Below are 18,252 nucleotides of genomic sequence, written 5' to 3'. Positions count from 1 at the left end.
GCAGAACCCACCTGGCGCCGAAATTCTCTAGGTATGCGGATAGCTGAAGGGTTAATGATTGGAGCTCGAGTGAGGATCGGGTAAGCGGGAAAGAACTTGGTGCGTGTCAAGGGCAGAGATAGAATAGATAAGTAAGGAACGGCAGAAAATGAACGGAAAAAGATGAGCGGAGAAAGTAATGTGGCAGATATCTGCGCCAAGCCCCGCAGCAGCGTGCTAACGTTTCACTTACTTGAAAACAAGTATATTTATTTCAAGTATATTGGGATAAGAACTTTATTCTAAATTAGTTTAGTTAGTCATGATTATAATGTCTACAACTGAACGAAGGGGTGGATTTGACTCGGCTTGATGAGAGGAATCCCACTTTACCTCAACGTCATTGCCAACTTTGATTTGGTTGTAATGTTCTTCAGACAAATAATACCAAGCAGAATCATCTTGTCCTCTTGCAATAACTAGGAGTTCGTCCTTAGACATTTGCTCGTAATCAATTCCCGCAGAATTAGGAATCATCAAGAATCTGAATTCTCCATTTTCATTTTCAACTTCTTTAAAAACAACCGTTCCTTTAGCAGCACTTGTATTCTCCGAATTATTGTCACTATTTCCTGTACAACCACTAACAAAAGTCAGTAATAAAATAAGGCCGCATACCCATAATCCAAATTTCATTGTATAGCCCCCTCAAATGTCATGTTGTTCGTTTAAACGGAGTTAGAACTTAAAATGTTGCAAGTGAGCTCAAAAGGTAATATTACAAAGGAGCAAAGGATGAGCAATTACAATGATCTAACTTGCCTCCATCCATTTCAAAGCACATATATAGTGTTATTTCATGCAGTAAAAGATGGTATGATCCAATCAGGGCAGATTGACTCTATGCGACGTCATACAAGAGAACGTTCCCTCAGTTATGTTGAGCTTTTAGCAGATGGTCGTATCACGTTACATGAACATGTTGTTGATATTCCTAAGTTCCTTGATATTTGCAATAATCATACGAAATACATATTGGTATTTTAGTTTAGGTCAAAACCGCAATGACAAGTACAATTGCAGCCTATTGTTAAACACAAACCCATTCGTTACAGACTGAATGGGTTTGTGTTTATAATTTTGTCCAACCTGACGATCGCAAACAACTTGCGAATAACGGCATTGACTGGATCGCCTGAAAGGAACGGCAAGTCTTTCTTACTCATTGAATCTTATCGATTTTCGTATCTTTTCTCGTCATAAGAAACCAAGTTCTTGTCATGCGACATTTACTCGTTTTATTACTTTTGTTTCATTCTCATACACGGCGGCATAGAGTGTTTTCTTATTTTTTTCGATGTATTGATTCACGTTAACTCTTTTCATTTTTATCTCCTTTTAAATTTATGTTAACAAGATTAGGTGCTTGCTTCCAAAAGAAGGATCAATTTTATAAACTCAATATAGCTTACTGAAATATAATGTGACACATATTATCAAAGTCTATATCAGTATTGATCTCTATCTTGATAACCCATTCCTACGCGAAAAAAGCAAAACAACCAGAACAAAAAAAACGCTACTAAAAGAAATTCGTTACATCATCTCGCGGTACATTAACCACCAATCTGTTATCCTTAGTGGAAATACCAATATCGTTAAACGCCACACGTTCCATCTGTAGTACGGGTTTCTTCACTACCCTCGACCAATCCAATTATAATGGTGTCATACCCCCTATAAGCTCTCTTCTGTAATGAAATAATATACTGTTGTCATGAAGACAAATGATGCTCCACGAACCAGCTGCCGCAGATATTATCAGGTCTTGAGTTTCACTCATTAGTGTCTCTTTCTGTATGCCTCGCCTATATCCATCCAGAATCACTACAATTAGCCCATTTCCCAACGGTACTTTCAGCTCGTTCTTAACCAGCAGCAATGCAGCTGCAATGGATATATGATTCATAAGTAATAAGGCGTTTGGACATGGTGTAGGTAGTAGTATTTTTTATTAAAACGCAACTACTTTCTGGTGATTAGCCCTCACGGCATATTTCAGCGAAGATTCGCTAGGATTCCGTTTATTGTATGATCCGTAAAGGAACGATCGGGACGGGACTTCATCATAACGGTTAGCCCAATTAGCGAGACGACGAGTGTATGCGCTAGTTCCCTAGCGTCAAGGTCGGCGTTTAGCTCACCCGTCCGCATACCGCGTTCGATCGTTTCCTGAAAGAGCGCTGAAAGATACATTTGATGTTCTCGGGTCAAAATTTCAAACTTCTCGTCATGTGGAGAAAGCTCCACCATCGAATTAATACAAAAACAACCCCAGTTTGGATTATTCATGTTGTCTTGCGCCGCAATTCCCTCGAAAAAACGACGGAATCCCTCCTTCACGGAAGGTTTGCTTTGCAGTTGGGAACGAATCCGCGCCGCGTGCGCGCTGTTATACTTACGCAACGCCGTCTCAAAGAGTCCTCGTTTATCTCCGAAAGTCGAATAAATACTGGGACGCTCGATGCCCATACGTTCGGTCAAATCGCTTATAGAGGTCGCATGAAAGCCCTTCTCCCAAAATACGCCCATCGCGGCATCTAGTGCCTTCTCTATGTCAAATTCACGCTTTCGCGGCATATATCCACCTCTATTTACATAACGATCGGTATAATATTATTTTAACTAACACTTTCGCTTTGGTCAAGCAATTACCCGATTATAGTCAATTTATCTTATAAAAAGGATTATAATCTGCTCTTTACAATCATTATCAATGGGATTATAATTCGTCATTACATACCGAACAGTATGTTATTATCGTTTAAATAAGACCACATACGGAGGAGATCTATTGGAGAACAATGTTGAATGTCTGCATTCCATTTCAAAGGGTGATCAAGTAACATTTGCGGAACAGGAATACGCAGCGACGACACCTGCCCGCCCTATGCCTCGCTATATAACGCATTTGTTCGCGGTTTCGTGCGGACTGGCCGTCGCCAACGTTTATTTCGCGCAGCCGCTGCTGGACGCGATTGCCAGCGAATTCCGAATCTCTCCTGCATTCGTAGGTATCGTAATCACAGTTACTCAGGCTTGCTACGCGCTGGGATTGCTGTTGCTGGTGCCGCTAGGCGATTTGTTGAATCGCCGGCGGTTGATCACAGGACAGATGCTTTTATCCGTCTTGGCTCTAATCGCAGCAGGGACCGCTGCTTCTGAAACGGTCCTTTTCGTCGGCTTGGCGGCGGTCGGACTTCTTGCTGTCGTGACCCAAACGATCGTTGCGTTCGCCGCTTCATTAGCGGCTCCGGCGGATCGGGGTCTCGTCGTCGGCCGTGTGACAAGTGGAATCGTCATTGGCATTTTGCTTGCTAGAACATTTGCCGGCGTTTTAATGGATCTGGCCGGATGGCGCTCCGTTTATCTGGTTTCCGCGGGATTGACGCTGATCGCCGTAATCGGATTGTTTATGGCTCTACCACACGGCGAGCAAGGAAGCTCGTCCTTGTCCTACATCAGATTGCTTAAATCCACGATTACGCTGTTTAAGCAGGAGCGAATCCTGCGCATCCGCGCTGCGCTGGCATTAATGATCTTTACCGCATTCAGCACATTATGGACTCCTATGGCTCTGCTTCTCAGCGCGTCTCCTCTATCACTCCCGCACTCCGCGATTGGAGCTTTCGGCATCGCCGGGATTGCCGGGGCGCTCGCAGCATCGCGCGCTGGTCGCCTTGCCGATCGAGGAATAGGGCAGAAAACGACCGGGTTTGCTTTGCTCCTGTTAGTCGTATCCTGGCTGCCCATTAGTTTTACCACGTATTCGCTCTCGGCACTGGTTCTAGGCATCGTTCTATTGGATCTAGCCGTTCAAGCAGTCCACGTGACGAACCAAAGCATGATTCTTGCCGTGCGTCCCGAAGCCCGAAGCAGACTTACCGCGGGGTATATGATTTTCTATTCGATCGGCAGTGCCGCCGGATCCATCGCATCCACCTCCGTCTATGCCGTTTTCGGATGGACCGGCGTGAGCCTGCTGGGTGCAACCGTCAGTGCGGCAGCCCTTTTTTTCTGGTATATGACCCGCGGTGTTGAAATTTCGAAAGGCTTGAACGCAGAGCAGCAAGGGGCTGGATCAAACATAATGGCTAAACATACACTTTCAAAATCTTGCTGTAACGAAAAAAGCACCTCTTTCGAGAATTGAAGGCCATACCACTGATGTAGCTAGGAAGCAATCGGATGGCAGTTGGGAATATATCATCTTTCACTCTTTTGGTGCCGATTCGTTATATTGGTTGTTTCACCAAAAAATAACCTCAGTAAAAACAAAAAGAGGCAGCCGATCATCTGGTCGACTGCCTCCATGTCTTAAATTAGCTACAGTGCCCGTTTAAAGTTTAATACAACATTGTGTGAATTTTCACCTACTAGCTTTATTAATAATTTAAATGGATAAGGAATACCTACATCGTTATTTGAAATTTAACACCGCTTTAAGAATTCGGTTATTTTGAGCGGATTAATATGGTCTACCCTCACACTCAATGAATGCAAGTCGACGGATTTCTTCAAGGCTCCGCCGTCTTATATGCCGTTCTTCCGTTATCCCCAAGCAGCCAGCTCCATCTCGAAATCGGTCATGAAATCTGGGCTGATCGGCGTGACCCGCACGTTCACGTTAGCCTTCCGGATGTTGATTGAGAGATCAGGTAAAGCGCCCTCGTAGACGTACAGTCCCTTGGCCTGCTGCTGTACCACATCCAGCTTAGCCTTCCAGATGCCGTGACGGCCGTCGGAGCCGACCGCCTCCACGCGGACGTCCTTGTGCCAGATGGCGCCGAGTTGAATTTCGGCACGGAAGGCCGTCTTGTTCAGCCCGATCCTGCTGCTATCGTCGGCCAGAATGTCTGATTTCCTGACGCGGACGCCGGACCAGTTGTCACGGATGAATTGCTTGTAGGCGGCAACCCTTGATGCGACCTCGAAGTTGTCAGCGGCGAACCGCTTCCCCCTTATGGTCGTGGGGACATACAACTTGTGCCAATAATCGCTAACCATTCTGTGGGTGTTGAAAACGGGCGCGATTGAGCAGATCGACTCTTTCATCATGTTGACCCATTCCGTCGGGACCGCGCGATCGCCCCGCTTGTAGAACAGCGGAATAATCTCTTCCTCGAGCAGCCGGTAAAGCGCTTCGCTGTCCTGTTGCGCCTGGTACTCGAAGTCGCCGTCCGTCGCGCCTTCGATGGCCCAGCCGTTCCGCCCGTTGTAGCCTTCCACCCACCAGCCGTCCAGTACGCTGCAGTTGAGTACGCCGTTCATGGCCGCCTTTTGCCCACTTGTACCGCTCGCTTCCATCGGCTTCACAGGCGTGTTGAGCCAAACGTCGACGCCTTGGACCAGCTTCTTCGCCTTATCCATCGCATAGTTCTCTACAATGTAAACCCGGCCCTTGAACCTTTCCTCCTGGGATAGCTCCACTATTCTGCGGATAAGTTCCTGTCCCGGTCCGTCCGCGGGATGCGCTTTTCCTGCGAAAACTAGGCACACGGGGCGCTGCGGATCGCCCAAAATGTGAGCGAGCCTCTCTAGGTCGCGGAAGATGAGCAGTGCCCGCTTATAAGTCGCAAACCGCCTGGCGAAGCCGACGATCAACGGTCCTTCACCGGATAAGGCAAGCGGCAGGTCCAACTCCCGGACCATCTCAGATTTCGCCCGCTGATGCTCCTCCCACAGCTCTATGAGTGGGATATCCCGAACAGCAGCCCATGCTTCCGGTTCTGCTGTGCGGACGGCCCAGTCGGGCGGGAGGTGCCGGTCGAACAGATCCTTCATGCCGGTGGCCAGCCACGTCCCGATATGGATGCCGTTCGTGACTGAATCGACTGGAATGTCCTGTCTCGGAATATGAGGCATCCACCGGTGGAATAAGTCCTGGGTCACCTCGCCGTGCAGCTTGCTCACCCCGTTCACCTTTGACGACGTGCTGACGGCAAGCCGTGTCATGTTGAACGTATCGCCCATTCGGCCGAGCGACAGCACTCGCTCCCTGTCCGTCCCGAACTGCCAGTAATAGCCGCCGAAATAACGGTCCATCATATCGATGGAGAAGACATCATGCCCGGCCGGTACGGGTGTGTGCGTTGTGAATACAGTGCTCGCCTTGACCGTTTCGAGTGCCGTCTCGAACAACACTCCTTCGGCGGACAGCATGCGGATGCGCTCGAGCGTCAGGAACGCTGCGTGCCCTTCGTTCATATGCCAGACGTCCGGCCGGATGCCCAGCGTTGCAAGCAGTCTCGCTCCGCCGATACCAAGGATCATCTCCTGGCTTATGCGAACGTCTTGTTCGCTCGGATAGAGTGTGTCGGTCAAGCGGCGGTCCGCGTCGCTATTCGATTCAACGTCAGAATTGAGCAGGTACAGAGTGACCGAACCCATCTGAATGGACCAAGCTTTCACATACACCTGCCTGCCGCCCACCATCACGTCGACGACAAGAGGCCGTCCTTCGGCATCCCGCACGAGACGAACTGGGTAGGAGCTCGCCTCTGGGTCGATTTTGTGATACAGATGCTGCTGCGAACCGCCTTCATCGATGTGCTGCTGGAAGTAACCGTAACCGTAAAATATGCCTACGCCCGTAAGCTGAACATTCATATCTGAGGCCGCCTTGATATGGTCACCTGCCAATATGCCAAGGCCGCCCGAGTAAATTGGTAAAGTTTCGTCAAGTCCAAATTCTGCCGAGAAATACGCTACACCGCCGTTTGACATCATCCCACCTCATTTTCGCGAAAAATTGCGCTTCGCCTTGTAAGCGCTTGACTTGATGCCTCTATACTATATGCCGGTTTGCAGTACACGTGCCTATAGCAAGCGGGAACCACGGAGTTGTAAATTCCGGCAAGCCGGGTATAGAGGAAACCTATTTTTCATACAGATCACTATCTTAGTTGACAATTGTTGAACTGTTGGGACAGCATAGTATGCTATAACCTCAACATATCTTTGATGGAGGTTTTTTATTGGACATCGGCCTGAGACAGAAAGAATGATTGAAGCAAACGGGAAATTGCCGGCGTTCAGAAAATGGAGACTGGAAAAAATCCAAAACCGACGCTCGACTCAATGAGTCGATTGGACCTTCCGTATAAGTGCAAAAGACCGGCCAGACGGGCACTTTTTTTAAAAGTGTCTAATCTGGCCGGTCCGCCGTTCTAATAAGTGGACTAGATCGAAGAATAATTCAGCTCTGTACCGGTGCTTCCAATAAAGATAAAAGCAATGATGGCGATTAGTAAAAAAACGGCATAGAAAGCAGTACCTATAATTCCGCATACAAGTCCGGCAATCGCCAAGCCACGGCCTTGTTCGCCGTTTTTTTTGATTTCCTTAAAAGATAAACCTGCGTACACGATAGAAACAATTCCGATAAAAAATCCAAGATAGGGCACAACTATAGCGAGAATACCAAGAACAAGCGCCACAATCGATTTACTGTTTGTTTTCGGCAGCTGCTGCATCGGTTGATAATATTGATTATGCGGCTCGTTCGGAATTTGATCCATTCGAGTCCTCCTTTCGGTCTAACCGTATTTTACCAGTCATTATCTTTTACCACAAGATGAAGTCCTGTAAATAACACTCATATTAGTAATAAAGTAACATATTTAATAACGTCAAAAAAGGGACATCACGAAATGACGTCCCTTCAACATTTGACTATTTCTCCAAATTCAGCCGGCGTTTGTTTTGCAAAACGGAACGGCTTACTTCAGTCGCCTTCGGCTTTCGGCGGCCCGTTGGGCCGACCAGCCATCGTCCGAACGGCAGCTTTTCCAATAAACTGGATAATCCGATCGCTCCTGCTGCAACCAATATAAATGTAATCAACGCAGCCGGTAGATGATTCCCGGTGAGATGCAGGGGCCGTGTTACCCCGCTCACCAGCATGAGCACAAACGCGTGAGCCAGAAAACCGCCGAACGAATGCCGTCCGATAAACAGCAGAATGCGGTAAAGCGCACCTTTCCTTTTCTGCAGCACCAGCGCGGCTCCATAAAGCAACAACAGCTGGGAGACGATAATCACAAAAGTAGTAGGCTTCAAATAGGTGGAAAGATTCAAATTGATCCGCTCCGATGAGAAGCGCAGAACATCATAGCCGAGCCAAATATATGCCCCGATAAACGCAATCATCGTCCAGCCCATAGCATCTCCTACGAACTTCCGAAACCGGTTCAAGCCGAAGGCGCATACGCTCCCCATCAGGAAGTAAAATAAGTACAAGACAAAATAATAAGATCGGTTCGCGATCAGCTCCGCCCAAAAACCGCCTGCGGAAGCGGCCCAGTCAGGCATTTTGTAGTAGGACAGCCACATCAGCGCTCCATGCAGCAGACCAAGCGCCAGGGATATCCCCGCAACCCTTGGAAGTAATTCATCTTCCGAATTGGGCCGCAGCCGTGACCGGAATGTTCCGACCATCCAGGAAAACAACGGGAATAGCAAATAAAACTGAAAAATCATAAGGATAAACCACAGATGGTAACCGTATGTCGGCTTGATCAGCTGCTGAAAAATACTCGTCCAAGCCGTTGGCTGCATGAGCTTTCCGCCGAAAACCCCTTCCACCGCTATCCAGTAAATGATCGTCCAGCTTAGAAAAGGAATAAAAATATCGCCGAACCTTTTTCGGATAAACGAACGGTAATGCAGCTTCCCGCTGTAATTGTAAAACAAAATCAGACCGGACAGAAATACGAACGTCGGTGTTCCGAACCGGGTGAAATGAAACAGCATCACCAGCATGATCGAGTCAGCCGGCAGGATGTCGGGCCGATAAATATACTCCGCAATGCAGTGCTGAAGCGCCACCGCCAAAAAGGCAAACGCGCGAAGCAGCGTCACTTCTTCGATCCGCTCTTTTTTCTGACGAACCTCCGGACGAGGCGCTTGCCGTTCTATTTCCGCTTGCATACTTTCCATGGTGTCACCTCTATTCTCAGTTGGCAAAAGATAAACTGATTATAGCGGTCAAACATTAGAGGAAGATTAATTGGCATAAATTAACGCTTTCCGGTGCTATTATCCCTTCACCGATCCAGCCGGAAAAGCGGGTTAGCCCCGGATTAGCTCCTCCGCCAGCTCCCGATGGATTACATTCCTTTACTCTCGTATATGAAACCCTCCCACCAAATCCATTTTTCATTTAGGCGTTTCAGGAATTCTCCTTTGGTTTCTTTCAAGCTATTATTTAGCCTTCATTCCAATCCGTCGGATTTTCCTCGATACTTTAACATCGAAAGTACACTCTTTATACATACTACGCCATTTCTCAGCCGTTTTGATCTGTTTATTCCAATAACGAGGCTCTTTTGCTCTTACATATTCACCGAACCCGAATATATCTGAACCTTTCACTTGCGTTTTTTTAATCATTTTCATGTAAAATTTCACGGACGACTCTTCCTGTATTTGTTCGATTTTTTTTAATATATCAAGGTTATTAATCTCTATTTTCTCGCTAAGTTTTTCCTCTATATCAAAATCCATGGAGATTCTTATTGTGAAGTGCGGAATATTGTCCTTAATCCGTACATCAATTTTTGATCTGCGCTGCGTGGCATTCGTCATAACGAATTCATTTGGCCCGCCCAAAGGAATGAATCTCCTATAACCCGCTGGATTCACTCCTTTTATTCCTAAATATCCAGCAATTTCAAACGGTTTCGTTACACCCACCATTTGATTGCCAACGAAATAGGCTAGGCCTTTTATCTCGACATTTTGTTCTTTTTTCATTTCCACATAGGGTAAAAATCCTTCCTGCCCTTTTTTAGACTCATTACTCCAAAATATACCGATATAATCTTTTGGAAACTTGCCTAATTTAATTCCTTCATCTAGCGTTGAAATCAAGTAAAGAGTAGGTACCCTTTTCAGTTTCGGAGTAGCTTTCATAAACTTAAGAGCGTTCCCTTTCGATACCACCAACCAGGCCATCCTGCGTACTTCTGGGTTACGTCGGAAATAATCATTTACATTTTCAAGTCCTTTTTTTGCTACTGCTTCAGACACCACGATGACGCGCAAATGTCCAAAAAAGAGTCTGCTGGAGACCTGTTGTTGCAAATTCATGATCGCATCGTCGATGCTGTTACCAACTACCTCTAAAACCCATACGGTATGACTCTCTGAGCCCTTACCACCTCCACCTTCGCCAGGTCCGAGTGGAATTCTTCCAGGCAGGGCGATTTGTACGGCAACGCGTATCATCCCTTTTTGCGGTGCGGGAATTGATCCGCGAATATGAGAAACCTCCTCCTCCTCTTGTTCAGCTTTTTTTGTGTCAGCCGCGTCAATGGATACGCCTAATACAACAGCTCGCTCTTCAATCTCAAGTCGATCCCAGCAGCCGGTCAGAAAGGGGATGACAAGGATGATACAACAAAATATTTTAAAGATTCTGATCAACGCACTTGTCCTCAACACGATTACCTCTCTTCTTGCTAAGGATCGACATTATCAGTAATAGACCAGTATAGCCGATTGTGATATATAAACCGAAGCGTCCGACAATTTCAATGGTTACATACTTTTGAATGTTTTGAGGAAGCATGGCCATCACGAATACAATGGGCAATGTAGAATTAGATAACAACTTATGCTTACGAAACAGAAGTAACTAGCCTATGGCATAGTTCATAAGAAAATAACTGGAGAACAGCTTCGTAAATACAGCAATTACCCACACGGATAGAAATGCAGCCTCTACACGTTCCAATATATTGGATGACAAAGAAAAATTTATCGTTACTTACGACAACTTCATCGAATTCTCGCTCGGCCGAAGAAGTAAGTACTTCAAAAAAGGTAATCCTTATCATGCAAACCCTTTACCGATGATATCCTCGCCCATATTTTAGTCTAACCTTTTTCTTGGAACGGAGATCATCGGCTTCGCTTTCAGCTTCTTGATTCCTCTAAATTGACTTTTCTATTCCGGCCCATCGTAATTTGATGATTTCCCATTTATCTTTATTGGAAATATTTATTATTCTTCAGTTTCTACAACATCCTAAGAAATTAATCATCAAGGATCGTTAACTAACAACTTCTGAGAAGAATGCCCCTGCTCATTAGTATTAGAAAGACTTCTCACTGATTAAGCGGTGCTTTAAAAGAAAAAGCAGACTGCCACAGCGGTCTGCTCCCGAATCATTTATTCAACTCTGGTTTCTCGTTGGTGGAACAGTTTACCGCTGACCTTCCCGAAGTTCCATCAAAATAAAACAAATAATCCGTCGGGACCCCGGAATATCCTAACTGCCTAAGCATCGCGGTTGCATTGCCACTGTGATACGACCTGTGGTTGACGACACGCCCACGATGTCGGAGAAATGCGTATCGAGACGGCCATACTTCGGAGCTCTATCATTATCGCTTTGTCCGTCTAGCCTGGAATCTTCAGAAAAGATGTTCTCGTTCGGAAATTCCGCGAGTACAGACAAATAGAACTGTTCGAACAAGTACATGTGCCCTGCATATAGATGGTTCCCGTGATTAGCGACATAGATTTCCGGTTCTCCACTTCGTAAATCTACAGAAATTCCGTGCAGAGAATGTGGGATTCAACATTCGGCTCCGGTCATCTCGTTAGTAAACATCTTTTTATATTCACGGGGTTTCAGTTTAACCGCTGATTCAGGCGCGTAGTGAACTTGGACCGAACGGCGACGCTTCGACGAGAAATTCGGTGGTGTGCCATGATGTAAAAGACCGGAGAATATAAGCACTCCCCCTGGCTTCAATGGAACCGCTACATCCTTTGCAACAGCCACGCTGCGATCGCAGAGTTGCCAATCACGCTCAGCATAGTGAGGGACAGCGCCTTCCCGATGGGAATACGGAATGACATGCATGCAACCGTTATCCAATTCAGCCGGATCCAATGCAAACCATGCGCCTATGACGGATTTATCGTACGCCAAGTTTCCGTAAGCCATATCTTGATGCCATGGTTTTTCCGATCCACCGCTTGGCGGTTTCAGAATCCCCTGATCTTGGACGACTTTTGCCTGTTCTCCGAACAGCTTACTCATCGCATTCACTACATCCGGATGAAGAGCAATATCCCGCAATCGGGATTCATGGTCCATAAAACCGTGAATTTTGCGTGCGGCGAACTCACGCTCTTCGTCGGTATGAAGTTCATTCTCTGGTTTAACAAACTGAATACGAGAGCCTAGCGAGCGACGGAATAAAATGTCCATTATGGCTTCTAAGCTCGTTTGAACCTCAGAATCCGTCAATGCATTTTCCACCACCAAATATCCTCTTTCCCAAAAAAGACGGACATGCTTATCCGTTAATTCGGCCCAGGATGGGATGCGTTCATTCTCGATTTGATCGTAACGATAAAGGGTGTTTGCGATTGTTCTTGCCAGATTTTCTTCCTCATCGGTGTCATAAGAATGCAGCGTTCGCTTCGATTTACGCTCTTCCATGTGGAATTTCCCCTCCTTACTTAATACGATGAATGGTTTGTTGCTGTCATTATCGTATCATGCAGCAAAGAACATCGAACATGAAGCAAGTCTTTGATTTTTTATCCTTTTTCCGATATCAACAGGAAGTCTAATCATTTCCATGCGGCACGGCTGCTACCGATGAACGCCGATATATCGAAGGAGGACCTCCAAAATGACGTTTAAACTGCCGGCTAAATAAAAACACATTGTCGTAACCGATCGCATCTGCAATTTGCGAAACATTCATTGTCGTCTCGGTCAAAAGATGCATAGCTCTTTCCATGCGTGCTTTCGTGAGAAAACCCTGCAGTGACATTCCAATCGTCTTTTTAAAGAGCAAACTCAAATATTCCGCCGACAATCCCGCCAAGTGCGCTGCCTCCATAACCGTCATTTTCCCTTGAGTGCTGGAACGAATGAGAGAACTAACCCTTGCCACCGTCTGACGCTGCTTTACTGAGATGCTATCGCCAGTCAGGTTACCTTCCTGACTCCGGAGCAACTCATAAAGCACAAGTCGCATCAGGCTGTCAAACTCGCCTGAGGAAAAGGCATCTCCAAGCTCTAATGTTTCCAGAATACGATTTAACAAAATTTCAAAGCCAAATTGTTCATGAACAAATGTATGTCTGGCGATCGGAATGTCTTGTTCAACAACGGAATCTTCGGTAAGCTTACTCGTTTTAAAATGGATAAAGATGACCGTAAGCCGATCTTCCAGGTTTTGATTGGCTTCAGGCCGATCCCCTGGGTGAATGAGAAAGCAGCTTCCTTTCGCCAGCTTAAGATGTTCATCTCCAATTCGCATTGTTCCTGAACCTGACACCACATACCAGAGATCAAAGTCAGACAAAGGCAGCGGACACCAATTCCAACCGGGTTCACAACGGGCTTTACCGAAATTGTTGCCCGAACGAAAGTTAATATGAAGTAGCGGATCATACACACGGTTAACCTCCTTAGCATGGAAATCATAAAGAAATTCTTCCATCAGGATGCAGCGTCTACGGGTAAAATGTAGCGGCAAAAAAGAGAAAGGCTCCCCCTTCTCTTACCTAGACTCCGTGTCACGAGCATTTCATTATACCCTCTATTCATCCACCTTGACCTCTCTTTTTAAAGTATCTGTTCCAGGCTCTTTATTGAAAAATACATCTTCATTATATTCCAGACAAAAAGCCACTTGAGATTTAGTGCTCTTAAAGTATAGGAGCGATTTACTGATTCTATAGGTATCAAATCACCAAAGACTTCATAATTGGACCAAGGATTTACCATTATCGAAATAATTTTGGGCTATCCGCTTATCTTGAATAGTAAATCAATTGAGAACTTTTCCGATTGCCTCTCTCAGAAATGAATGCGCAAAGTGCAATATTTCAAATTCAAAAGGGTTCCAATTCTCGCGACTCCTATCATCTTCCAGATATAATTCAAATCATGTTCTGGATTGTTTGCCGGCCGCTGATTTCCTTTGATTTATGATCAGACTCAAATCTGCCCGCAACCGGTAAAAAACCGCATCCATATTAGAATGCGGTTAGTCTGTTGCTTAGCTTGTTTCCCCAGATATAAATTACAGGTCACAAGTCATAATAAACGCGCTGCCCTATACGATCTCATATAATTTATTCTTCTATTGCTTTACTCTCCATTAAATTGGATATGTTTTTCGTTTACTTGCTCTGCTTAGCAAGCCAATCCATCAGAGATACTTCTTTACCCTCCACCACGACCGGCTTCCCGTCATAATCCAGGTGACAGTCATCGTTCAGGGCATATATCCAGGAGAAATGCCCATTATAGATAAACGGCTCTCCCTTTTCATCCTCAAACAAGCCATGGATGTCCACAACTTTATCGAAGTACGAGAAATGCACATTCTCCGCACCGGCCTTAATCAAGCGCTTATAAGTCGGTATGACCGTTTCCTCCACCTTCACAATCAAATCATCCTTGGAATGGGTAAACCAAATCGGCACATACTTAATCATCTCGATATCCGTATCACTGATGACCTCATCATACAACGCTTCGCAAACCGGATAAGCAGCAGCGAAGAAATCCGGATAGTCCAGCACCATGCGCATGGTCATAAATCCCCCATTGGAGCAGCCTCCGATATAGATCCGGTTAGTGTCGATTGCCGCATCATTCCTGGCAATGAACTCATCAATCAGAGCCTTCAATGCCTCACCATACTTGGACTTACCTGTCCTGCCGTACTGTCCGCTGCCGTCGTTCATCCAAAAGGTCGGTGTCTGCGGTACTAACATATAAGCTCCGCCAAACTTGGATTGGATTGCATCGCTGGCCAGGTTCACCACCTTGTTGCTCGTATAAGCGATAGTCGGATCCTGTCCACCCTCTCCAGCTCCGTGCAACCAGATGATGAGAGGCCGCCTGCCGTTTCCAGTCTGCGGCACGAAGTAGCCATACTTTAACGGCTCCTCATCATAGGAGGAAATGCCGTGCAGGAACTTCTCCCCCTGTTTCATGGTATTGCCTGCACACAAGTCAAATACCAATCCCGTCAGCTTCTCATCATCCGCCAGAATTTCTGCAATCTGGGTAATCTGGTAATCGCTAATGATAAACTCGTTGAAGTCGTTCGGACAGGCAATTGCAGCGGATAAGGAATCGAGCGGTCCATACTTCATTTCCAGAGTTACGAATTCCCCTTCCTCTTTCCGTACGCCATACTGGCAGGAAGGATAAGCGGCTTTCACCACGCAGTAGCCCTTGCTTAACTCCTTATCCGTCTTCTCTAACCAGTTCCTCGATATTTTCAGGATCTCACCTTTCTTGTCCTTCCGCTCCACATATACACTAAAGCATTCCGGCTTCACCGCTTCCGCCTTCACGTTCATCGGCATGGGCAGTACCAGTTTGGTAACGTAAGGACCATGATCCGTTATCTCGATAATTGAGTAGTAACTTCTTCCCATAGCAAAATCCACCTTTTTCTCAGATTAAAATGCTTGAGTCTTGCCAGAAATAGTCTTACTCGGAAACATTGCTGGTCCGGTATTCCAATTCCGGACCCATCAAGGAATGAGATAGTATTCATAAGACAAAGAGCGCCAGCTATACAAGACCAGAGATTCGAAATCTTTCTAATCAGCGACCTGAATGAGATAAGCCAACTGCCGTTTCACCCCTAGTTATCATTCTACCTGAAACATATGGAGGCTCACATACAATATTACGACCTTTATTTTCGTTTTTACGATCAGTTGATGTAACGATAAAGCTGAATCTCCACCACGCCGAACAATAGGCCGACCGCCGCGCTATCAAAAAGACTGACTTGCCCTTCGTTCCCCATATGTTTTTAATGATAGAGGCAGCGTCGGCAAACGATATATGTGCTTGTCATAGCCTTTTAACAAGAACATATATCGATAAAAATAAAAAAAGCCGCGATTACGCGACTTCTTAATCGTATTTTTTTGTCAATTATTAATTCTATGATTTTACTCACAAATTATTCTTGGCGAGTCCGTGATGCTTCCATGCCATACATACAAGTGTCGGAATTCATGTTTACGTAAAATTCTGGCTGATTTATTACGTTGGTGCGCATTATCCGATAGGATCACGACATCGTCTTCAGGCGATAAATTAAGTTGCCAGACGTAAGGGAGCCTGCCCGTAGATATGTTAATCGACTCTGGAATATGGCCAGTGAGATATTCGCTGGCATCTCGGACATCGAGCAGTTTCAAGGTTCGGTTCCTGCCCTTAGCATCAATACAGTCTAGCTGGTTCACTTCGATAAGGCCATGAATAGGCCAACACTGACGCAGGATCCATAGGATCACAGCGCCGGCTAAAATAAACATTAACGTAATCATCCTGCGCTCCTTTCTAAAATGCCTTAGCAGCTGTGTGTCGTTATGAGCCATTAAAAACCCGTCGTATACTGTCTTGGAGCCGTCGATTCTTTTTTTAGTTTGATTTCGGCTTCTAGGGCCCAGTATGGGTTTTTCAGCATTCCTCTCCCTATAGCTACAAGGTCCGCTTCTTCATTTCCGATAACTGCATTGGCCAAAATAGGATCTTCAAGTCTGCCTACCGCGATGACAGGTACGCCAAGTGCCAACCTCATTTCTTTGGCTAGTGGCACTTGATACGCAGCGTGAGTACCAGGTCTTCCCCATGCTGTAATCGGTCCTTCCCCGCCTGAAGAAATATCGAAAATGTCTATACCTGTTTTTTGATATTCCTTAGCGAAGGCAATACTTTCCTTAATACCGTACCCGCCTTCTACGTATTCTTTAGCGGATATGCGCATCATGAGCGGCATATCTTCCGGCATCTCGGCTTTGGCGGCTTTGATAACTTCACGACCGAATCTGGTTAGATCTTTTCCATACTCATCATCTCTTTTATTCGTTAGCGGAGAATGAAATTGATGAATCAGGTATCCGTGAGCACCATGAATTTCAATCGTATCTACTCCGGCTTTGACAGCACGCTGTACGGCTTTGCGAAATTTCTCCACCATATTTTTAACTTCGCTGGTTGTGAGGGCTCTCGGCATTTTTGAATTTTCGTTAAACGGGATCGCCGAAGGAGCGACCGGGACTAGAACATCTTCCGCTTTGCGTCCTGCATGTGCAATTTGTATTCCCACTTTTGCACCGTAGTCATGGCAGGCGTCTACAATTCTTTTTAATGCAGGAATTTGCTCGTCAGACCACAAGCCCAAGTCGAAATCAGAGATTCGTCCGTCTGGCTCTACATCGGTCATTTCAATCATGATCATCCCGGCTCCTCCAACAGCACGACTTACATAATGCAAATAATGCCATTCGGTCGCGATTCCGTCTTTTTTATCAACCGAATATTGACACATCGGAGACATGATAATCCTGTTTTTCAACTCCATTCCTTTCAACTTATATGGACTAAATAAATTAATCATCGTAAAAACTCCTTTAATCATTTATATGCATGCGCACGCATATATTAACACAAATTTTTTTTCAGTGTCAACTAGGAATGGCAGAAAATGATCAGCTTATTTTCACAAATAAATATAGCTCGGCGCAACATTTCCGAGCAAAGATCTTTTATTTTATCTTATATGGCATCTGTTCTTATTGTGATGTGGATTTATTTATCCATCCTGTTGAATTTTTCGATTAAGGATTGCAGCTCAGGCTGGAGACCATCCTCCATAAATGCGGTCTGAAAAATTTCATTAAAAGTAAGCAGAGCCATGTTTAATTTTTCTTCTCCGAGCTCCGTCATGCGGGTATATATTCCTCTGCGATCGTCTTCACAAACATGCCGCTGCAGGGCACCACAGCTTTTTGCTTCCATTCTGCCCACCAGTCTTGAAATAGCGCTTTGACTCAAACCGATCATCTCTTGCAGTTGCAACAATCTTAATTCTTTATCGTTAGTTTGTGACAGGAAATAAAGAACATAAAATTCCTTTAACGACAAACCGTAGTTCTCTTGTAAAGCAGTCTCCAACTTGTTATTAATGCTCATTTGGATGTTTGTAAAGGATAGCCAGTTATCTAAAATTTCATTGTTGGGATACATTAATTTCCACCTGCTCTGTTTTTATTGAACATGGTCCTTCAGTTAATACAATAGAACTGCCATTCTTTTAATAAAAAATATTATAACGTTTATTCCTTATTCAGACCAGTAGCATTCTCGAAATAAGCTTAATCATCGCCAACATCCGAGGAATGAACAAAACGAAATA

13 protein-coding genes and 1 pseudogene are annotated in these 18,252 nt (G+C 45.4%); 1 reads left to right on the top strand and 13 read right to left on the bottom strand.

Features of this window, described 5'->3' with window-relative positions:
• Window positions 1–291: 291 nt before the first annotated feature.
• On the bottom strand, window positions 292–675 hold the full coding sequence (locus tag ACN6MW_RS29475) for a hypothetical protein (protein ID WP_419873297.1): 384 nt from the start codon (window positions 673–675) through the stop codon (window positions 292–294).
• A 1,362-nt stretch (window positions 676–2,037) separates the two neighbouring features.
• Window positions 2,038–2,619: a TetR/AcrR family transcriptional regulator gene (locus ACN6MW_RS29470; RefSeq protein WP_419873296.1), complete on the bottom strand. Its 582-nt coding sequence runs from the start codon at window positions 2,617–2,619 to the stop codon at window positions 2,038–2,040.
• 310 nt (window positions 2,620–2,929) lie between these two features.
• On the opposite strand from ACN6MW_RS29470, the gene ACN6MW_RS29465 reads away from it, so the two are divergent.
• The gene (locus tag ACN6MW_RS29465) at window positions 2,930–4,192 is read left to right on the top strand and encodes an MFS transporter (RefSeq protein WP_419876483.1); all 1,263 of its coding nucleotides are present in this window, start codon (window positions 2,930–2,932) and stop codon (window positions 4,190–4,192) included.
• 398 nt (window positions 4,193–4,590) lie between these two features.
• Here the strand turns inward: ACN6MW_RS29465 and glgP are convergent, their stop codons facing one another.
• The 11 genes and pseudogenes from glgP to ACN6MW_RS29410 all read right to left on the bottom strand — a co-directional run bounded on the left by glgP (window position 4,591) and on the right by ACN6MW_RS29410 (window position 18,083).
• The gene (gene glgP, locus ACN6MW_RS29460) at window positions 4,591–6,768 is read right to left on the bottom strand and encodes an alpha-glucan family phosphorylase (protein WP_419873295.1); all 2,178 of its coding nucleotides are present in this window, start codon (window positions 6,766–6,768) and stop codon (window positions 4,591–4,593) included.
• 452 nt (window positions 6,769–7,220) lie between these two features.
• Entirely contained in the window at window positions 7,221–7,559 is a 339-nt protein-coding gene (locus ACN6MW_RS29455) for a DUF4190 domain-containing protein (protein ID WP_419873294.1), read from the bottom strand.
• 154 nt (window positions 7,560–7,713) lie between these two features.
• A complete protein-coding gene (locus tag ACN6MW_RS29450; protein ID WP_419873293.1) occupies window positions 7,714–8,979 on the bottom strand; it encodes an acyltransferase in 1,266 nt (421 codons plus the stop codon).
• Window positions 8,980–9,243: 264 nt separating this feature from the next.
• The gene (locus ACN6MW_RS29445) at window positions 9,244–10,467 is read right to left on the bottom strand and encodes a Ger(x)C family spore germination protein (protein WP_419873292.1); all 1,224 of its coding nucleotides are present in this window, start codon (window positions 10,465–10,467) and stop codon (window positions 9,244–9,246) included.
• A 744-nt stretch (window positions 10,468–11,211) separates the two neighbouring features.
• A pseudogene (locus ACN6MW_RS29440) lies at window positions 11,212–11,376 on the bottom strand (DinB family protein); the annotation flags it as partial.
• Between the two features lie 248 nt (window positions 11,377–11,624).
• Window positions 11,625–12,500 (bottom strand): phytanoyl-CoA dioxygenase family protein, encoded by an 876-nt coding sequence (locus ACN6MW_RS29435; RefSeq protein ID WP_419873291.1) that lies wholly within the window; start codon window positions 12,498–12,500, stop codon window positions 11,625–11,627.
• A gap of 130 nt (window positions 12,501–12,630) precedes the next feature.
• Complete coding sequence (locus ACN6MW_RS29430) at window positions 12,631–13,470, bottom strand: AraC family transcriptional regulator (RefSeq protein ID WP_419873290.1); 840 nt, start codon at window positions 13,468–13,470, stop codon at window positions 12,631–12,633.
• A 730-nt stretch (window positions 13,471–14,200) separates the two neighbouring features.
• Entirely contained in the window at window positions 14,201–15,472 is a 1,272-nt protein-coding gene (locus ACN6MW_RS29425; protein WP_419873289.1) for a prolyl oligopeptidase family serine peptidase, read from the bottom strand.
• Window positions 15,473–16,000: 528 nt separating this feature from the next.
• Entirely contained in the window at window positions 16,001–16,369 is a 369-nt protein-coding gene (locus ACN6MW_RS29420; protein WP_419876482.1) for a rhodanese-like domain-containing protein, read from the bottom strand.
• Window positions 16,370–16,431: 62 nt separating this feature from the next.
• Complete coding sequence (locus ACN6MW_RS29415; RefSeq protein ID WP_419873288.1) at window positions 16,432–17,454, bottom strand: NADH:flavin oxidoreductase/NADH oxidase; 1,023 nt, start codon at window positions 17,452–17,454, stop codon at window positions 16,432–16,434.
• Window positions 17,455–17,645: 191 nt separating this feature from the next.
• Window positions 17,646–18,083 carry a MarR family winged helix-turn-helix transcriptional regulator gene (locus ACN6MW_RS29410; RefSeq protein WP_419873287.1) on the bottom strand — a complete coding sequence of 146 codons (438 nt, stop codon included), beginning with the start codon at window positions 18,081–18,083 and terminating at the stop codon, window positions 17,646–17,648.
• Window positions 18,084–18,252 lie beyond the last annotated feature (169 nt).

The sequence above is a fragment of the Pristimantibacillus sp. PTI5 genome, assembly GCF_048572955.1.
In the GTDB taxonomy this organism is placed as follows: Bacteria; Bacillota; Bacilli; order Paenibacillales; family Paenibacillaceae; genus Pristimantibacillus.
This window is presented reverse-complemented; position numbering and strand designations above follow the sequence as displayed.